We start from the raw sequence: 18,440 nt of genomic DNA on the forward strand, positions 1-18,440 counted from the left end.
AAGACCAGGCCAGCCTCACCCCAAACGGACCTAGTCATTACGAAGTCGTCCGTTTTCTCGCTACCAGCGAAATTCTCCCGATGCACTTTCCCTCCCTTTTCTTCTCCGAAGCAGTGCCGCCTCGCCGGTCGACACGGTCATTCGGATTTGTCCATCGCACTGGAAACATAGTCGCACAGTTTTCGAATCGATGGCCCTTGAACGTACATGCTCATCGGCATCTCGACGCTGAGCGTGGACTTCATCTTGTTGCCCAATTCAAGCGCCATTAGTGAATCCATTCCCAGAGACGTTAGCGATGTTTCGGGCTCGATATCGCCAGGATCGATCCCCATGATGGCGGACAATTGCTCGGCAAAGTACGTCCGCAACCGCTCGGTTCGCTGCGACGGATCAAGTTCGGCCAGGGAGGCTCGCAATTGCTCGCCGTCAGCGTCGTCGTCATCGTGTTCGCCGGGTGCATCCAACACATCCAGCAACCGATAGGCCACGTCACCACTGCTTATGTTCCGCAACAGTCCGGCAAACCGTTTCCACTGAGACGAGAATACGCCCACCCGGCTGGCGTCTGACTTCAGAATGCGTTCCATCAGATCGATGGCCGGACCAATGGGCAACTGTTGAACGCCCTGCGACTTCATACCCTCGGCCAATTCGGCGGCCATTCCGCTGCCGGCGAATGCGCCCCAATTGACCGAGACCACGCGGATCGGTTTGCCTTCATCGCTGATTTCACGGCCATCCATCCGATCGGCCCAGCCGTCCAAGAAAGCGTTGGCGACACCGTAGTTCGCTTGGCCTCCCGTACCAAGGACGGATGAGATCGACGAAAAGAGCAGCATGAAATCAAGCGACCCGCGGCTGAGTGAATCCCACAGGTTCTGAACGCCGATCGTTTTCGCAGGCAGCGGAAAATTGAAATCATCAACCGATAGGTCTCGCATCAACCCGTCACGAAGGACTCCGGCGGCGTGAAAAACGCCTCGGATCGGTGGCATATCTTTGCTGAGCCCCGATTTGGACAACCCAGACCACGCGGATCGTAGCGACTCGACGTCTGAAACGTTTGCCGAAATCACCTCACAACGACACTGTTTGCTGCCTATCTCAGCAGCGGTTTGCATCGCTTCATCGTCGACCGGGCGACGCGAAACCAAAACGATTCCTCCGGCACCTTGGCTGACCAACCATTTGGCGGTCGCGGTGCCAAGTGCGCCCAATCCACCGGTGACCACGTAAGTTCCATCGCTACGAATCATCGACGTGTCGTCGGCAATCGGTGGACGCTTGGGAATGGTGTCCTGTGGAATCCGAACCACGATCTTCCCAAGGTTTCGCCGCTGTGACATAAACCGGAACGCACCGACAACATTGTCGATATCAAATTGAGTGAAGTGCAACGGGTGGTAGTCGCCGCAAGTAAAACGTTCGACGATGTCGAGCTGTAATTGGCTTGCGAGGTCGGGGCGTTGTCGGAACAACCGATCCAAATCAACCGCCGCGTACGTCAAATTGTCTTGGAACGGTGAAAGCCCCAGCGGCCGGTTCGAGTAGATATCGGTCTTGCCAATTTCTACAAAACGACCATAAGACGCTAGCGATGCGAGCGACCGGTCGATAGCCTCGCCAGGTAGCGAGTTCAGGACCACATCAACACCCTTTCCGTCGGTGATTTCAGCGATCTCTTCTGCGAAATCAAGCGTTCGGGAATTCATCACATGCTCAACACCAAGTGCCCGCAGCAAGGTTCGCTTAGCGGGTGAACCTGCGGTGGCAAAAATCTCTGCGCCAACATGTTTGGCGATTTGAATGGCTGCCAAACCGACTCCGCCTGCGCCGGCATGAATCAGAACCCGCTCCCCGGATTGCAGCCGAGCCACATTGATCAAACAGTACTGAGCCGTCAGATAAGCCACTGGGACCGCCGCCGCCTCGGCGTGGTCCAGCGCCGTGGGCTTTTTGGCCAGGGCAACGGCCGCGGTTCGACAATGCGAAGCGAAACCGTGCGGCACGACGCCAAACACTTCGTCACCGACCTTGAAGTCGTCAACGCCGGGACCGACTGCCGATATCACGCCGCTACATTCTGGCCCCAGGGGAACAATGTCGTCGGTGATCCCTGGATATAGCCCGATCGCTTTTAGAACGTCGCTAAAGTTAAGTCCGGCCGCGTGAATGCGGACCTCGACTTGGCCCGGTTCGAGCTCGGTTCGGTAAAGCGTTTCAAATCGCATTGCGTCGATGGTCGGCGAATCGCCCAACCGCAATCGATAAGCCGCATTGGCCGGCGGCTTTTCGGTCATGACGGCGCCACCGAGCAGTTGCGGACGTCGCACCAGACGTGGCACGAACAACTTCTGGTCGCGAATAGCGACTGCCGGTTCGTCACCGGGTCGTCCAAAATGCTCGATAAACGCTTCCAATGCACTGGCAGGTTGCGCCGCGTCCAAATCCACCCATCGAATGTTCCAACCACGCATTTCTTGACTAGCGACTTGCGCCAGTCCTCCCAGCGCCGATTGCCCCGGATCGACTTGATCGTTCGATTTGACGCGGCGAGCTCCGCACGTCAAAACCCAAACGTTGACCCGACCACCAATGTCGATGGGAGCCAAGGACTTCAGTAGTGAAAATACTCGCGTCCAAACTTGCTGGCATTGGTCGATCGAATCGGTCGCGCCGGTTTCGTCGACTCGTGCGTCAAGCGAATGTGCGATCACCAGATGGGAACTCTGATGCTGTGCGGCTTCTGCGGCAAAGGAGCTGATTTGCTGCAAACATTCGGGATCGGGATGATCACTTAGCAGTGAGTCAAAATCCCCCGAGAGTCGATCAAACTTTGCAAAACCTTGGTTTTGCAGTTGATCATTCAATTTTAGTTTCGAGCCGTCATCATCCCACAGCAGCATCGCTGAGTTTGACGGATCGACGCGATCGCTGATGGCCGACGGGGCGTCCACCCAATCCAAGCCAAGGATCCATGAGTCGGGATCCGCTGAATCGCCTCCGGCCGGAGCCACTCGCCGAACGGTGACGCCATGGAACGTGACAACCACATTTCCATCCGCGTCCAACATCGTAATGTCCGCTGACACGGTTGCCGGGGATGGATCCGTATCGGTGCTCGTCCGCCGAGCGTGAACCCGGGCTGGCACGCCGTCGGACCACTTGATCACGCGATCAATGCCGACGGGCAAATACACGTCCGGGCAAAATGAGCCGTCACTTTCAAGCGGAATCATTCCCACCATTGTTTGCATTGCCGCATCGCCAACGGCCGGGTGCAATGCGTAACGATCCAGATCCGTCAAAACTTCATCAACGAACTCGAGCTTACAAACGACTTCGTCGTTGCCCCGGTCCATTTGGGTAATCGATCGATACCGAGGGCCATATTCTAACACCCGTTCAAAAACGACTTCATAGAATTCGTCGTTCCCCAAAACGATTCGCTTACCCGCAGTCGCGGCGTCCCAGTCGATCGGTTGGGGGGCCGACACATCCACGGCGCGAACGCTTGCGGTGGCGAACGTCACCCACTCGTCATCGGGATCGGCATCCACAAACCGCCCGGAAACCAACACATCGCGGTGTCTGGCGGCGCTACCGGTGACGTGAGTCTGCAGTTCCATCGGTCGTTCGCTAAGGAACATCGCCCGCAAAACCTTCAAGTCCTCGACAACCAACTCGACGGTTGTTTCGGCATGCGACTTAGCATGCGCGACGGAGTGCTCGGCATCATCCATGCCTGCCCTCTTCAAGTATTCCAAACGATCCGCGACGCGCTGTGACGAAGCCTTGTCGGTGGAATCTGCAGTCGCTTCTGCTTCAGGATTGGACTTCTGCCTGGCCGCTTCGATCACGTCGCCCAAAGCTTCTTTGCCGGCCGCCAATGCCACGTCGACCATGGCCGATCCTGGTAAGACCACATCGCCGGCCACTTGATGATCGAACAGGTGACTGGGCAGGCGGTTGGCCACGTTCGAACGGAACGACAAGCCGTTGGGGCCGGCGCGACGGGCTCCTAGAATGGGTGTGATGTGGCTGACGCCGAGCACGAAGTCACTGAAGTCTGATGTCGCGTGATCGGGTTCGAACCAGTACCGATCATCGGCGAACGGAAAGCTGGGGATGTCGACATCAATATCGGATCGCTTCGCGAGCGGTCGGCCGCCCACGGCTTGTCCAATGGACGCGAAGTCGAGCGAAACCCCCGCAACAAACAAATCGCCAACCGCGCCCGAAACCGTCTCAGCATCGTCGGCGCCCCGTCGCATCGATGTGGCCGCCACGATCGATTGATCCGGACGGCACCGCCGGGCCATGGGCGAAAGCACCGCGTGCGGTCCAAGCTCGATTGTCACGTCGATGCCATCTTCGACCATCGCGTCAATGCACGGCGCAAAGCGAACCGCTTCCCGAATCTGCCGCGTAAAATAGTCGGCGTTAAAGATTCGGCCCATCTCAATTTTACCGGTCAAGTTTGACACGATCGGGATCGACGGCTCTGCGTAGTCGAATCCGGCGGCGAAGTCATGAAAAGGATCCAGGATGGGCTGCATCAGTTCACTGTGAAATGCGTGCGAAACGGACAACCGCGTCGCCGAGATTTCGTCCGCTTCAGCCACGGCGATGACTGCGTCCACAGATGCTTCGGGGCCAGAGATCGTCGTATTCGCAGGGCCGTTAGCGGCGGCGACCGATACATCGCTGATACCAGCGGCATCGATGTGCCGCTGAGCCGCGTCGGCTGCCTCGGCCAAGACCGCCATCGCACCGCCGGATGGAAGCGAAGACATCAATTCGGCTCGTCGGCAGACCAATCGCAGCCCCGTTTCCCAGTCGAAAACGCCCGCCATCGTTGCGGCCACGAACTCACCCAAACTGTGACCCAGCAGCAGGTCAAATTGAACACCGTAACTTTGCCAAAGCTTGGCCGCCGACCATTCAACGGCGAACAACGCCGGTTGAGTCCATGCCGTATCGTCGATCAGACCGTCGCTATCGTCTTGTCCACGGATGACAGACAACAGCGATCGCCCTCGCACCTCGGTGACGACTCGGTCGCAAGCGTCCATCGCCGATCGAAACACCGCGCTGCGATCATACAGACCGGATGCCATGCCGACATACTGACTGCCCTGGCCGGTCAACAGCGCCGCGACGGTGGGGGTCGTGGCTGCGACCGAACGGCCACTGCGGATCGTCGGTCCTCGTCGGCCCTCGGCCAAGCGGTCAAGTCCCGCGGTAATCTTGCTGGCGTCATCACCGAATGCCACGGCGCGATGATCAAACTTGGCGCGACCGGTCGCGGCAACGTTGCAGAATGCGTCTAAATCGCTGACGTCTAACTCGCTGACCGCGTCACGATAGCAAGCCGCTTGGCGTTTCAGTGCCGCAGCGGACGGTGCCGACAGAACCAAAATCCGCGACATCGAACTCGCCGGCCCGACATCAGAGTCTCCGACGGCATGGTCTCCGTTGATCGCTCCGTTCGTTTTTCCGTTTTTGACCCCATTCCCGTTCCTTAAAACATTCGATTTGACCGCCGGATCAGTCGCTTCATTTTCACTGGCTTCATTTTCACTGGGCAGTTCCAGAACGACATGCGAGTTCGAACCGCCAAAGCCGAACGAACTGACACCTGCGATTCGCGGTCGATCCGCTGGCCACGGCAGCAGCTCCGTCGGTATTTGCACTCGCGATCCGTCAAATTTCAAATTCGGATTTAGTGACTTGAGATTCGCCTGGGCTGGGATTTCACCGTTGCGCAAAATCAAGATCGCTTTGATCAAACCAGCCATCCCGGCGGCAATTTCGGTGTGGCCGATGTTCGCTTTGACGCTCGTTAAGTAAACCGGTTTGTCATCATCGGACCGTTTGGCAAACACTTCTCCCAGAGCGTCCGTTTCGATCGGGTCGCCCAGCGGCGTGCCGGTGCCGTGAGCTTCGATGTAGCCAATTTGTTCGGCGTTAATTCCTCCGTCCTTCATGGCCGCTTCGATAACGCGTTTTTGCGCCGAACCATTCGGAGCACTAATTCCCGAAGTCCGGCCACCGTGGTTGGTTGCCGATCCACGAATCAACGCCAACACGCGATCGCCATCGCGAACCGCGTCTGACATCCGTTTCAAAACCACCACACCGCACCCTTCGCCGCGGACGTAACCGTCGGCGGACGCGTCGAACGGACGGCAACCACCGGATGGCGACAGCATTCGCGCTTTCGAAAGCGATACAAACGTATCGGGAGTCAAGCAAACGTTCACCGCACCGGCAAGCGCGGCGTCGCACTCACCCCGTCGCAGTGAGTTGATCGCGTTTTGAACTGCCACCAATCCCGATGAGCAAGCCGTGTCCATCGACATGCTGGGACCCGTAAAATTCATGACATATGAGATTCGGTTGGCGCAAATCGATAGCGACCCGCCCGTCCCACAGTGCGCGTCAAGCGAAAAGAACGAGTTGTCATACATGGCCATCACTCGGGCATAGTCCGTTTGGGCCACGCCAACGAAGACACCGGTCGGTCTCTCTGCGAGACGACGGGGATCGATTCTCGCGTGTTCGATCGCTTGCCAAGAACACTGCAGCATCATTCGCTGCTGCGGATCCATTCGGCTAGCCTCGCGCGGCGTGATGCCGAAGAAGACCGGATCAAATCGTTCGACGCCGTCGACCAAACACGCCCACTTGGCCGCCGTGCGCCCGGGGACGTCCGGGGATGGGTCGTAGACACCGCGCACATCCCATCGATCTGGCGGCACTTCCCTAGCCATCACTTTGCCGTTGCGGATGACGTCCCAATACTCACTTAGATTTTCAGCGCCGGCAAAGCGGCACGCCATTCCCACAACAGCGATCGCCTCGGTCGACGATGGTCGAGAAGCGAGAACCCGATTGAGTAGAGATTTTCGAGACTCGCTAAGCGATGAGACACGCTGTGTTAGATCTGACACGTTGACCACTCCTAGGTGATTTACAAATGTCCAGTTGGGGGGCCAGGCTTTACGGATTACAGTACCTAGGCTATCCCTCAATTGCAACGATCCACTTATGAACACTTACGACTTCGATTCGTCGGTCTGGTTAGATCCGATTCAGTACCGAAAAGGCACACCTGTGTTGGTTGGTTTTCCGTACTCAGGCTCGGGAACGGCAGCGTTTTCAGTCTGGCGGTCTTTGGTGCCAAACGATTTTTCGCTGATCGCTGTTCGTCTTCCGGGACGCGAGAGCCGGCTCGACGAAGAATTGCGAACCGACATCAGAAGCATTGCTGTTGATGTCGCAGCCGAACTACGGCAATTGAACGCGCCAATCATTCCCTTTGGCATCAGCGCCGGCGCATTATTGGGTTACCAAGTGGCCCGCGAGCTGGCACCGACCGATACCGAACTGCCGTTGGTTGTGGTCCTCAGTGAAGGTGGACCACCGCGAACAGGCGAGCGTCCGTCGAATGGATATATCCACGAAATGTCCGACGACGAATTCCTCGAAGTACTGGACAAAGGCTACCACGCGATTCCGCCGGCGATCGCCGAAAACAAGGAGCTACTCGATCTGATGTTACCGGTGATGCGAGCCGACGCTGCTTTGCTGGAAACCTATGCGATGGACACTGATCCACCATTGAAATGTGGCGTTTTGGCGTTATTGGGAACGGAGGATCCGGTGGTGACACTTCGGTCATCCACCAGTTGGAAAGCCGTCGCCAACGATTTGCGGGTTCGCTCGTTTCCCGGCGGACACTTCTTCTTCCGCGATCAACCGGCCGCCGTTATGGCCGCGATCGTCGAACGAGCACGCAAATGCGTTGGACAGCCTTGCGGCTAACATGCGGTGTTCAAGTCGCCGAATTGCCTTCCAGCTGCGCGAGCAATTCCGCGGCATCTTCGTCATTCATTTGTTCAATCATCGCGATTAATTCTTCTTCGTTCATTGGCAAGTTTTCCAGGATAGACGAGCCAAACCTTTCAGTCGGCTCGATACCAAACACTTGATCGGCTAGATACTGCGACAAGGTTTTCGGCGTTGGGTGCGACCACGCGACCACAGCCGACAACGGTACACCAAGCCACCGCTGCAGCTGACTGCTCAGCTGAACTGCCAACATCGAATCGACTCCCATGTCGGCGAATGGTGTTTCGGAACTCACAAAGGTTGTCTCGTCGCCCGACTCTTGAGCGATGTAAGCCAGGATCGCGTTCTCAATTTTTTGCCGCACGATTTGTCGCCCGCCGGGGCGGCTGGACCAGCGGCGTAAGTCCGGGAAGACTTTGCCGTCCAACTCGTCGATCCCGCGGAAATGAGCGATGGTGGAAAAATCGTGATTCCGAAACCGCTGGGCATTCAACTGACGCTGAATTTTCCCACTGCTGGTCCGCGACAACGACGCCGGTCGAACCAGCAATATCTCGTCCACGGTTAAATCACATGTCTTGGCGACGGCAAGTCGAACCGCCTCGATGACGTCAGAGGCGATAGCCGGATTGAACGTTCGTGGCATCTCACAACAAAGTACGACACGCTCCATCGCCAGCAGCAACCCGCCCGGAGCCAGATCCTGGTCACCCGGCGGGATCGAAAATGCGGCCAAGCCACCCACCAACAAATCGGCGGCAACACCTTTGATCGCCTCGTCGGCAGCCAGTTCGATATCGTGCGGGTAGTGATTTTGACCGCCGATGATGATGACGTCTTTGATTCGACCGGTGACGTACAACTCATCTCTGTGAACAAAACCTAAGTCACCGGTTCGCAGCCAACGCCCCGAAAAGTCACTCAGCGGCGAGTCACTGCGAAACGATTCTTTGGTAGCCGATGGATTGTTCCAGTACCCCATAACAACGCTTGGGGATTGAACGCGAATCTCACCGACGAGGTCATCTGGCAGCGTCGTTTCAGTTGCGATGCCACAGATCGCAACTCGTCCTTCGCCATGAACGACACCACTACTAACGATCGTATCAACGTCATCATCACGATCGTCTTGATGCCCCTCTTGATGCCCCTCTTGATGACCGTCCACTACTATCGCGACCCCTTCGCGCAGCCTGCGGCGGCTGATGTTCAGTCGACTGGGGCCGCCTCTTGCGATCGATGCTTGACGGTCGGTACCAGTGACCATTAGCGTCGATTCTGCAAGTCCATAGCAGGGATAAAATGTCTCCGCCTTGAATCTTGTCGGGGCGAATTTTTTTGCGAACTGGTCCAGGACCGAACCTTGAACTGGCTCGGCACCACAGGCGGCGACTTGCAGCGAGCTGAGGTCGATTCCTTCAAGTTGATGTCGTGCGATCTTTGACGTCGCCCAGTGGTACCCGAATGTCGGCGCGACCGTGATCGTCGCGGCGTAATCGGACATCGCTTGAAGCCACCGGATGGGCGAGGCTACGAAGCTGGTCGGTGACATCAACACCGCTTGCCCTTCGTGAACCAGGGACGACAACAACACGCCCACCAAGCCCATGTCGTGATGAGTGGGCAGCCAACTGCAAACGACTCGGCGAGAGGGCTCAATTTCTTGGATTTGAAACCCCGCTTCGATCGACGCAAGATTGGTCATGACGTTGCGGTCACTGACCATGACGCCCTTGGGCGACGATGTCGAACCCGATGTGTACTGCAAAAACAGCAAGTCATCAGGCTTGCGATCGAAACCCATCGTGTCGTTGAGTCCATCGCAAGAAACGTCTCTCACAAGGTCATCCCGTCGCTTGCCACCGAATTCATCGGGGCTGGTCCAGCGAATATTGGGACTGACGTTGACATCGGACCGCTGAAGAATCCGATCACTGGTGATCGCCAAGCGGGCGTCGCAATCCCGGGCCACCGTCGCGTAACGGGACAGCGGTCGGCGAGGCTTTGGCGAGCTTACCGGGACCGGCAGCAATCCAGATCGCAAACAGGCAAGAAAACTTATCGCGAAATCCAGCCCCGCCGGATACGCCAACAGAACGCGGTCGCCTGGGTCCGCCAGCAGCCGAAGCGCGGCCGCTTGGCTATCAACCGCTTGAATGATCTCTCTGCCCGTCAAGGAAGTCGATTCTTTGTTATCAGAAAGAAACGTCAGCCGCGGTCGATCAAGATCTGTCGCGAACGACGTCCAGATGGTTTCAAGTAGATTCATGCGAAATGATCGGGGCGGGAGCGGGAGGGGGATCCGATCGCACTAGTATTCCGACGCAGCTCTATCTCTCGCGTTGACATTCGTGGATCTTACTAACGATCCTGGCTGGTTGGGATCATTAACAAAATTCACTACCCGTGGCTTGAGCCGCGTCGGAATACTAGGAACCAGCTGGGTGGGACACAAACAAGATGGTAGATCAGTCCGACGAATCGTCAACGACCAACGTATCGTTGGGAGCATCGTCATTTTCTATAGGTGTCGTTTGTGACGATTCGGCGATGGATTTCTGCACTTCGGATTTCGCAGCGTCGGATTTCGCAGCGTCGGATTCTGGCCCGTCAAAGGGCTCGACCTCAGGTGCAATGTTCGTATGTTCACATACGTATTTCTGAAAGGTGTGAATACGTTCTTCTCGAATACCAATCACCCCGCGATGGCTGCTGGCCTCGATGCCTCGCTGCTGGGCTCCAAAAACCGTGCGATCTTGTTCAAAGACACCTCGCATCATTCGGCGACCGATTCGCCAAGCAACAAAGCGAACCAATTTTCGCCAAGGCGTGCGTGCGGTGCCCCACAGCGGATACATGCGGCTTCGCAATCGGCACGTCGTTGGCCCGGTCGGCTGGCAGCTGACGAAGTAGTTAAACGTCTCGGTGACGACAAATACGAGGTTCGGGTGCATGTGCCAGTGACGGTAGCCCGGGGTGGACTTGCCGCCAAGTTGCCGACAGACGTCCGCCATTTTGCGGTCCGCTTTATTGTCGGCGAAGTAATGCAGTGTGGTGTAACGGGGATCAAGATGGTGCTGAGTAAATTTTTCTTCCGGCAACACTCCGCCCAACCAGTCCGGATGCACCTCTGCGACATGATAAGATTCCAGTGTATTTTCCACGGGTACTTTCCAATTGCATGCCGCATCAAACTCCCACACCTCGCCCATCCGATGAAGTGGCGTGGTAAAATGGGATTCGACCTCTTCGAACATAGGCGACATCCAATCACTTAGTTCCGGAACGGAATCTGACAACGTTACAAACAGCAAATCGCCACAGCGCTGTAGTCGCACGGGAGTCAGCATTGAGTTTTCGCGATCCCATGGTCGAAACGCATTCGGTTCGGGTATCTTTCGCGTTTTTCCATCGACCCCAAATTGCCAACCGTGATACTGACATTTCAGCACCGGCGAATTTCCTGACGCGGCGCATGTCAGCATCGAATGGCGGTGAGGGCAAACGTTTATGAAAGCCCGAATGTCGCCGCCGAAGTTCCGAATTAGGATTGGGGTGTCCAACAACGTGAGCGTTTGAAAGTCGCCATCTCGCGACAACTCTGATGCGGTGGTAGCGAATTGCCACGAGGGCACGAATAACTGCCGAACCTCGGTTCGAAAGTGCTCGGCGTCGCGGTAATGCGGCGGACGCAGCAAGTGCCGCAGTCGATTTTTATGAACAAACATGATCCTCGTATCCTAAATCAATCGGCCCAAGTTTTGAATCAACTTTCTCCCACCGCCTCACGCTATCGACACAGACTAATCATCGGCGGGCTGGCGCTGATGGTACTGGCGGTTCCCGCTGCAATCCACTCGGCCGCGTCGATCGCGACGCTACGCAATATACCAGCGGCTTGGTTGCCGGAATCGCTTCCGTTGCGGAAGGATTTCGCGCGTTTCGTGATCCGTTTTGGAATCACTGATGTCGTCCTGGTTTCTTGGCCGGGGTGTGAGCTTGATGCCCCGTCGCTAGATCGAGTTCGAGACTATCTACGGCCACAGTCGGCCGAATGGGGCAACCCAAGCAATCCAGTAAATCCATCCGATCGTCCGCCGTTGGACTGGTTTCGGGACGGCGGCATGATTCGAGACCAATTATCCGGTCCGCCGCTGCGGGCGAGCCCTCACGCGGCGACCCAGCGGTTGGCCGGCTCTCTCGTTGGCCCTGATGGCCATCAAACGTGCATCATGCTGTCGCTGGCAATGCACACCTCGCCGCGCCACCGAGAGGTTATCCCGGAACTTCGGCGAGGCATTGCCGCGGCAGCTGGTGTCAGCACTCACGAAGTTGCCATGGTTGGTGGACCGGTTGATGGTACCGAAGTTGACGCCGCGGCGATTGAGACCATCAATCAGTTCTCGCTCCCGTCGTCATTGGTGGCGGTGTTGCTGTGCTGGATTTTCCTTCGATCCGTGCCGATGACCGGCGCTGTGGTCGGCACGGCGACCGTCGGCCAAGGGCTTGCGCTCGCGGTGGTCTATTACGCAGGTCTTACGATGAATGCGGTGCTGATCGTGCTTCCACCGCTGGTCTTCGTGCTGACGGTTTCGGCCGGCATCCACCTGTGTAACTACTACCTTGATTTGGCCGGCCAAGCACCGGATGATCCGTCACGCGATGGTGAAACGTCCGACGTGAACCGTCGCGCCCAATGCGCATCCGAGGCGATGAAACGCGGTGTTCGCCCGTGCATCTTTGCAACACTGACAACAGTGGTTGGATTGTCGTCTTTAGCGCTGGTTAGGCTCCAACCGGTTTGGGTGTTCGGTCTGGTCGGGGCTGGCAGTATCGTTGCCACGCTTGCGATGCTGATACTGATATTGCCTGGCGCGATGATGTACAGCAAAGCGAAACGAACCTCAAAGAGATTCGGCTCCGGCAGGGAATCCTGGAGATTGCGAGATCGAGGGTGGGAACGTATCGCCTTGCCACCGCCCTGGCTGGTTTTTTCCGTCTTTGCCACATCCTCGATCATCGCATCAATAGGACTGACAGACTTACGCACCTCGGTTAGCGTGCCAGCAATGTTTGCGTCTGACAGCGACTTGCGCACCAGTTACCGATGGTTTGAAAAGAACATCGGTGCCACTCTTAGCGGCGATGTAATCATCGATTTCAACGACGACGTCGAATTGCCTGACCAATATGAAGCCATCGCGCGGCTGCACGGCAAACTTAGGCAGATCGAGAACATCGGCGGAGTCCTATCGGCCGCGAACTTTCTGCCAGCGCCAATGAATGGCGGATCGATGGCGGCAGTGATACGTCGTAGCGCGATCACGTCAACGCTGAAAGATCCAACATCTCCGATCCAAGCGATGGGTTTCCTCAGCGGAAGCGGCCCCAATCCCACATGGCGGATTGCTTTGAGAATCTTCCAAACCGACGTCGCGCCGAAAGATAACAACGGAGATTTTGGTGAGATGATTCAGGCCATCGAGGAAACTGCCGACAAAACAGTCGGTACTTTAGGAACCGCCTCGGTGACGGGTCACTTCGTGATTGTTGAACAAACCCAGCGATTGCTGCTGGGTGATCTGTTCAAGAGTTTCTTGGCAGCGTTAGTGATCATCGCTGTGCTGATGATGGCATACCTGCGCAGCGTTCTTGGCGGCTTGATTGCCATGATTCCTAATATCGTTCCAACGCTGCTGTTGTTCGGATGGATGGGGCACACCGGCACACCACTGGACATTGGATCGGTCATGACGGCATCGGTCGCGCTCGGCATCGCCGTTGACGATACCGTTCACCTGCTGGCCCGGTTTCGTTCACAAAGAGCAGCGGGAAAGAATCGCCACGATGCGACGGTGGGCGCTGTCCGGCATTGTGGATGGGCCATGTTGCAAACCACCGTCGTTTGCGGATTGGCGTTGATGGTCTACGGATTGTCCCGGTTCATTCCCACCCAGCGATTCGCCATGTTCATGCTGGCCTTGTTGGCCGTTGCTTTCGTCGGGGCAGCTGTGCTGCTTCCGGCCTTGATGCGAACGGGTTTCGGCAAGACGCTCTGGCGCGCCCCAGCCGAACCCGCCAGTCGTTGAGGTTGTGTGATAGTGGACACCGGGTTTGCTGAGCATCTTCGCCAGCGTCAACAGCAGATCGGCGGAAATTCGCTTCAGTGCTTGGATGCCAGTCTGCTCATCAATCGAGACCGTTTGAATCCCGTGCCTGTGATAAAGCTCGACGGCATTACGGTAGGTGTCGCAGACTTCCAGAACCGGAGCGTTCCAAGCATCGGGATCATCAATCTTTGGGAAAAGCCAGTACGTACTTCGATGCGGCAGAACATCGGCGCGATTTAAAAAAGACCACACCGCAGTGGGTGAAATGCTCGGAACGATTTCGCGTTTGACCGCCTCGTCGTTGCTGCCGGCACGGCTCGGTCAGCGTGCGTGGTTCATTATCGCCACCCTGGTAGACATCCGGAGCTGAGGAGCTTCCCACTGTCTCATCCGGCGTTGAACCGCCGGCAGAGCATCACGCTTTTTCCACGGGCTTGTTGACTGCAGCCTGCGCCCGCTCAATCTCTGCGCGGCAACGAAAGATCATGTTTTGCAGGATGACGAAGGAATGGTCAGCATCGAGTCGTTCACTGATCAGTTCGTGGCAAGCGATCGACTCAATGTCCTCGAGGTCTCTTACGGCGTCATCAAAATCCGAAGGACTTTCTCCCGCGATTGAACCGAGTATTTTTTGAACTCGCTCGTAGTAGACATCCACCCGATTCTTGCGTTTCTGATCTATCCATTTCTTGACCGCATGCAGGCCGCTGGCGAGCAATAGCGCCACCGTGATCAGCACCCCAATCGACTCTGCGTTCTCTGCCAAATAACCAGGTTCGTTTCGACGATAATAAGCTTCCGCGCCGCGGTGCAATGGGAACTGCAACTGAACTTGGCTCGACTGTTCGTCGAGTCCACTGAGAAGCGATATCTTCCTTCCCAAAACCGCTCGATGTGCGAAAACGGTTTGAACCAAATCTCGCGCGAGCTCTTCATCCCAACTCTCTCGGCAAGCCAACACGGCGCCAATCCCGACCGAAGGCGTCGGCGTCGTCGGATTCCCGTCGTACGACATCAACGGTATTTCTGCATAAGTCGCATGCGGATAGTGCGTCCGAAACCCTTCGATGAACGCCCGCTCCGAAACGAACGTGTCCTCTTTTCCTACAGAGCGAATTTGAATCGGCACCAATTCAAATTCTGGTCGGGCGACCAATTCTTGGATGATCTCGGCACCCAGACCCACCAAGAAAAAAGCAGCGTCGATGTCTCCCGAACGCAGCGCGTCGGCAGACTTCTCGAACCCCAGTTGATGCTGATGGTGAGCTGGAATGTTGACGCGTGAGAATCGCAGAAGTTCGGTTGCCAGGGGATACGTTCCGCCCGACTGCGACCCAAGACTTGTGGGGTGATCGATCAAGTCGTTCAAACACTCAATGCCAGACTCTTTTCGGCAAACTAAGTGCAGGACTTCTGTGTAGAGCATTGCCAAACTGCGAACGCTCTCGTCAGCAACGGCGTCATTTTGCAGAATCGCAACATCCGCCGTCCCATTCTGCAGCCGAGTGACGTTCTCGTGGCTCCCCGCGCTCGACACAATTTCACAGCGAATAGGCGAGTTACGTTTGGCAAAGGATTCACCCACTTCCTTTCCAACCCGGTAATAGACACCGAGTTCGGAGCCCGTCGAAATCACGACGGTCCGCGGTTGCCGGCGACCCAAGTAGGAAAACCATGCCGCCCCACAAACAGCCACGCCGACGAAGACCAGCAGCAAATTCTTCCACTTCATTTGAGCAGCACCCAAGCCAGTCCATCAACGCAGATGTTTGCCGAACACCCTCGGCATCAGGTCCATCCCTGTTTCGGAATACTATACCAGTACGTTCTCGCAAAGTGTGGTTGCACATTCTTTGTACGTGACGAGCCCTCCCTCGAAAGAGAAGCGAAAGTTATTCCGCTACGTGCTGATGCCCAACCACTTACATTCTTGCGAAAGACGTATCTTAGACGCCAAAGCACAAACAGAAATCAACTCGCACTGACCGTGTCGCTACGGAAGATCACTGAACTTGGTGGTTGAAACAAGAAAATCATCGACTGTCAGATAGCTCGTTTCCTTGGCCGCAAAACTGGAATCGCCGCCACCGTGGAAAGGGGCGACGAACAGTGTTTCTGTTTTCCCTCGACCGTTGGTTCCGAATCGCAAATCGCTTCGATCAATCACCCGTCGTTGCGGCCCACCGTTTTCGCTAACCCAAACTTGCAGGATGCCGTTCTTCTTATTTGCGGTGTTCGCGCTGACACGCTGTGTCAACGTGTAATCGGTTCCCGTTTCAAACTTGAAACCGAGATCGACGACGTCACCCCATTTGCCGCGTTGATCCATGTGGTAGAGATACATTGCCGCTGCGTTGTCTCGATCCCAAATGAATCGTGACGAGTAACCTTGGCCTTCTCGCGGCACGTTCCCGCCCGTCCAACTGGCACCACCGCTTCCCAGACCGACAATCTTGCCGGTCTTGACGAACGAAAATCCTGGCTCAAATCGGACGGTGAATCGCTGGAAGATTTCGCTGTGCGGATCGAACGAAATAGCGGCATTCCCACCTGTCTTGGCGTGACCAAACTGGCCCTTGGGAAACGTCAGCCTCAGCTTTTTGTCACCATTCTCAAGAACGATCTCCGCTCGATCATCAAAGTGCGCCCACCGCACATCGCCCCAGTCGCGATCGGATTTAAAATCGTCATCCGTGTAAACGCCAACGGCCTCGTCGGAGAAGTCATTGTTGAGAACTGTTCCTGCCTTCTGGTCGACAGACGTTCGCTCGCGTGACTGCGTTTCAGCCGCCTGAGATGTTCCACTGAGCAAAACAGCATCCGTCATCAGACAAACGAACGCTGCGAGGATGCTGACTTTGTAGGACATGTTGGTTTCCCTGGCAGGGTTCACTTTGTCCTGAGTCCATCGAACTCAAGATCGTTCCGGTTAATCGAGTCGACACCAGTTTATTGAACGAGACCGATCGTTACCATGTGGTCCGTCGCTGATTCTGTTCGCGGACCAACGACCAATCGATGCCTTTGCCCCTCGTGCTCTGTCAATATTAAAACGTGGGGCAGGCATCCTGCCTGCCAATGCGCAGATATTGGAAATCGCAGGCTGGAAGCTTACGCCACGAAAGTGCCAAACCTAAAATTGAATGTTGACAGAGCACTCGTCGACGCCTTCCTCATGAATCAAAGAGACACGATGTCAAAACGATGGCGAATCGCCGGAATCAATTTCTCTCATATGCATATGGGTGACCTGCTGCGCAACGTGGTCGATCATCCAGACGCTGATCTGGTCGGAGTTTGCGACGAGCGGCGTGAATCGATGGCCGAGTCCATCGAATCGCTTCGAATCGATGATGCGAAGGTGTTCACTGACTATGCCACTTGCATGGAAACGACCAATCCGGACTTGGTGATCCTCTGCCCTCCCACTGGCGAGCATGCTTTGTGGGTCGAGCGGATCGCTCCGTTCGGCGCCCACCTATTTGTCGAAAAGCCCTTCGCAGCTTCGTTGGACGACGCCGACCGGATGATCGATGCCGCTGAGAAAACGGGCAAGCGATTGATTATCAATTGGCCCGCCCGTTGGGAGCCAGTCTATTTCACGACTCACCGGTTGATCACCGAGGGCCTGATCGGAGAGATCATCGAAGTGCATTACTACGGCGGCAATCGTGGTCCGCTGTATCACGGCGCCGGCAAAGCCGAGCATGAACCGACCGCCGAGGACAAACAACGCAGTTGGTGGTACAGCGCCGAAGCGGGTGGCGGTTCGCTGCGTGATTATGTCGGTTACGGCGTGACGTTGGGGACTTGGTTCAACGGAGGTCAAAAGCCAGTTGACGTGACCTGTGTGACGGCCGGAGCGGATGGCTTGGAAGTCGATGAGCACAGCATCACGATCGCACGTTACGAGCACGGCTTGTCAAAGTTCGAGACGCGGTGGGGTACGTTCACCGATCCGTGGACTCATCAGCCGCAACCCAAGTGCGGCTTTGTTGTGCGAGGGACCAAGGGTACGATTTCCGCTTACGACTACGAGAAGACGCTGCGTGTGCAAACGAGTGATCGCCCCGAAGGCTTTGATCATCCCGTGGACGAGTTGCCCGCCGGCGAGCGAAACGGAATCGAGTACTCGCTGACGAAACTAGCCAGCGATATGCCGATCGAGGGCCCGCTGTCACCGGAAATCGCTCGCATCGGCCAGCAGATTATCGAAACGGCGATTCGAAGCGTCCAGGATCAACGAACCGTTCCGCTGGTGGATCGCTAGCGGGCAACGCAACGAAACAACTCGTGCGACTTCCGCCCAGATACTGCGCAGTTCTCCTTTCTTTGAGTAGATCGCCAGTTGCCTCAAACTAGATTCGAGTATCAGGCTCGCTTCATTCAGGATGGTCTCGTCGCCGGTTGATGTTGACAAAAATTGAAGAGTTGCGTGGGGAAGATCCTGCCCTCCAAGAGACCTCTTGC

The 18,440-nt window shown here is 56.3% G+C and carries 8 protein-coding genes; 3 read left to right on the forward strand and 5 right to left on the reverse strand.

Annotated elements, in window-relative coordinates; translation table 11 throughout:
• Nucleotides 1-137: 137 nt before the first annotated feature.
• Nucleotides 138-6,959 (reverse strand): type I polyketide synthase, encoded by a 6,822-nt coding sequence (locus Poly51_RS20480; RefSeq protein ID WP_146459633.1) that lies wholly within the window; start codon nt 6,957-6,959, stop codon nt 138-140.
• A 97-nt stretch (nt 6,960-7,056) separates the two neighbouring features.
• On the opposite strand from Poly51_RS20480, the gene Poly51_RS20485 reads away from it, so the two are divergent.
• On the forward strand, nt 7,057-7,833 hold the full coding sequence (locus Poly51_RS20485) for a thioesterase II family protein (protein WP_146459634.1): 777 nt from the start codon (nt 7,057-7,059) through the stop codon (nt 7,831-7,833).
• Between the two features lie 10 nt (nt 7,834-7,843).
• Here the strand turns inward: Poly51_RS20485 and Poly51_RS20490 are convergent, their stop codons facing one another.
• Together Poly51_RS20490 and Poly51_RS20495 are read right to left on the reverse strand one after the other, a co-directional pair.
• On the reverse strand, nt 7,844-10,129 hold the full coding sequence (locus Poly51_RS20490; RefSeq protein WP_146459635.1) for an AMP-binding protein: 2,286 nt from the start codon (nt 10,127-10,129) through the stop codon (nt 7,844-7,846).
• A 199-nt stretch (nt 10,130-10,328) separates the two neighbouring features.
• Nucleotides 10,329-11,588 (reverse strand): aromatic ring-hydroxylating oxygenase subunit alpha, encoded by a 1,260-nt coding sequence (locus Poly51_RS20495; RefSeq protein WP_146459636.1) that lies wholly within the window; start codon nt 11,586-11,588, stop codon nt 10,329-10,331.
• On the opposite strand from Poly51_RS20495, the gene Poly51_RS20500 reads away from it, so the two are divergent.
• Nucleotides 11,577-13,949: an efflux RND transporter permease subunit gene (locus Poly51_RS20500; RefSeq protein WP_186775692.1), complete on the forward strand. Its 2,373-nt coding sequence runs from the start codon at nt 11,577-11,579 to the stop codon at nt 13,947-13,949. The genes Poly51_RS20495 and Poly51_RS20500 overlap by 12 nt on opposite strands.
• Nucleotides 13,950-14,385: 436 nt before the next feature.
• Here Poly51_RS20500 and Poly51_RS20505 read toward each other — a convergent pair whose 3' ends face one another.
• Together Poly51_RS20505 and Poly51_RS20510 are read right to left on the reverse strand one after the other, a co-directional pair.
• Entirely contained in the window at nt 14,386-15,702 is a 1,317-nt protein-coding gene (locus tag Poly51_RS20505) for a TAXI family TRAP transporter solute-binding subunit (protein ID WP_146459638.1), read from the reverse strand.
• Nucleotides 15,703-15,963: 261 nt separating this feature from the next.
• Nucleotides 15,964-16,839: a polysaccharide lyase gene (locus tag Poly51_RS20510; protein ID WP_146459639.1), complete on the reverse strand. Its 876-nt coding sequence runs from the start codon at nt 16,837-16,839 to the stop codon at nt 15,964-15,966.
• Nucleotides 16,840-17,145: 306 nt separating this feature from the next.
• Here Poly51_RS20510 and Poly51_RS20515 point away from each other — a divergent pair, with 306 nt between their 5' ends.
• Nucleotides 17,146-18,240: a Gfo/Idh/MocA family protein gene (locus Poly51_RS20515; protein WP_246114646.1), complete on the forward strand. Its 1,095-nt coding sequence runs from the start codon at nt 17,146-17,148 to the stop codon at nt 18,238-18,240.
• Nucleotides 18,241-18,440: the final 200 nt, after the last annotated feature.

This window comes from Rubripirellula tenax (genome assembly GCF_007860125.1).
Lineage (GTDB): Bacteria > Planctomycetota > Planctomycetia > Pirellulales > Pirellulaceae > Rubripirellula > Rubripirellula tenax.

Bases quoted from the DNA above. Each gene is read 5' to 3' on its own strand.
- Poly51_RS20485 (WP_146459634.1), top strand. From the start codon at position 7,057: ATGAACACTTACGACTTCGATTCGTCGGTCTGGTTAGATCCGATTCAG.
- Poly51_RS20490 (WP_146459635.1), bottom strand. From the start codon at position 10,129: ATGAATCTACTTGAAACCATCTGGACGTCGTTCGCGACAGATCTTGAT.
- Poly51_RS20500 (WP_186775692.1), top strand. From the start codon at position 11,577: ATGAACAAACATGATCCTCGTATCCTAAATCAATCGGCCCAAGTTTTG.
- Poly51_RS20495 (WP_146459636.1), bottom strand. From the start codon at position 11,588: ATGTTTGTTCATAAAAATCGACTGCGGCACTTGCTGCGTCCGCCGCAT.
- Poly51_RS20505 (WP_146459638.1), bottom strand. From the start codon at position 15,702: ATGAAGTGGAAGAATTTGCTGCTGGTCTTCGTCGGCGTGGCTGTTTGT.
- Poly51_RS20510 (WP_146459639.1), bottom strand. From the start codon at position 16,839: ATGTCCTACAAAGTCAGCATCCTCGCAGCGTTCGTTTGTCTGATGACG.
- Poly51_RS20515 (WP_246114646.1), top strand. From the start codon at position 17,146: ATGAATCAAAGAGACACGATGTCAAAACGATGGCGAATCGCCGGAATC.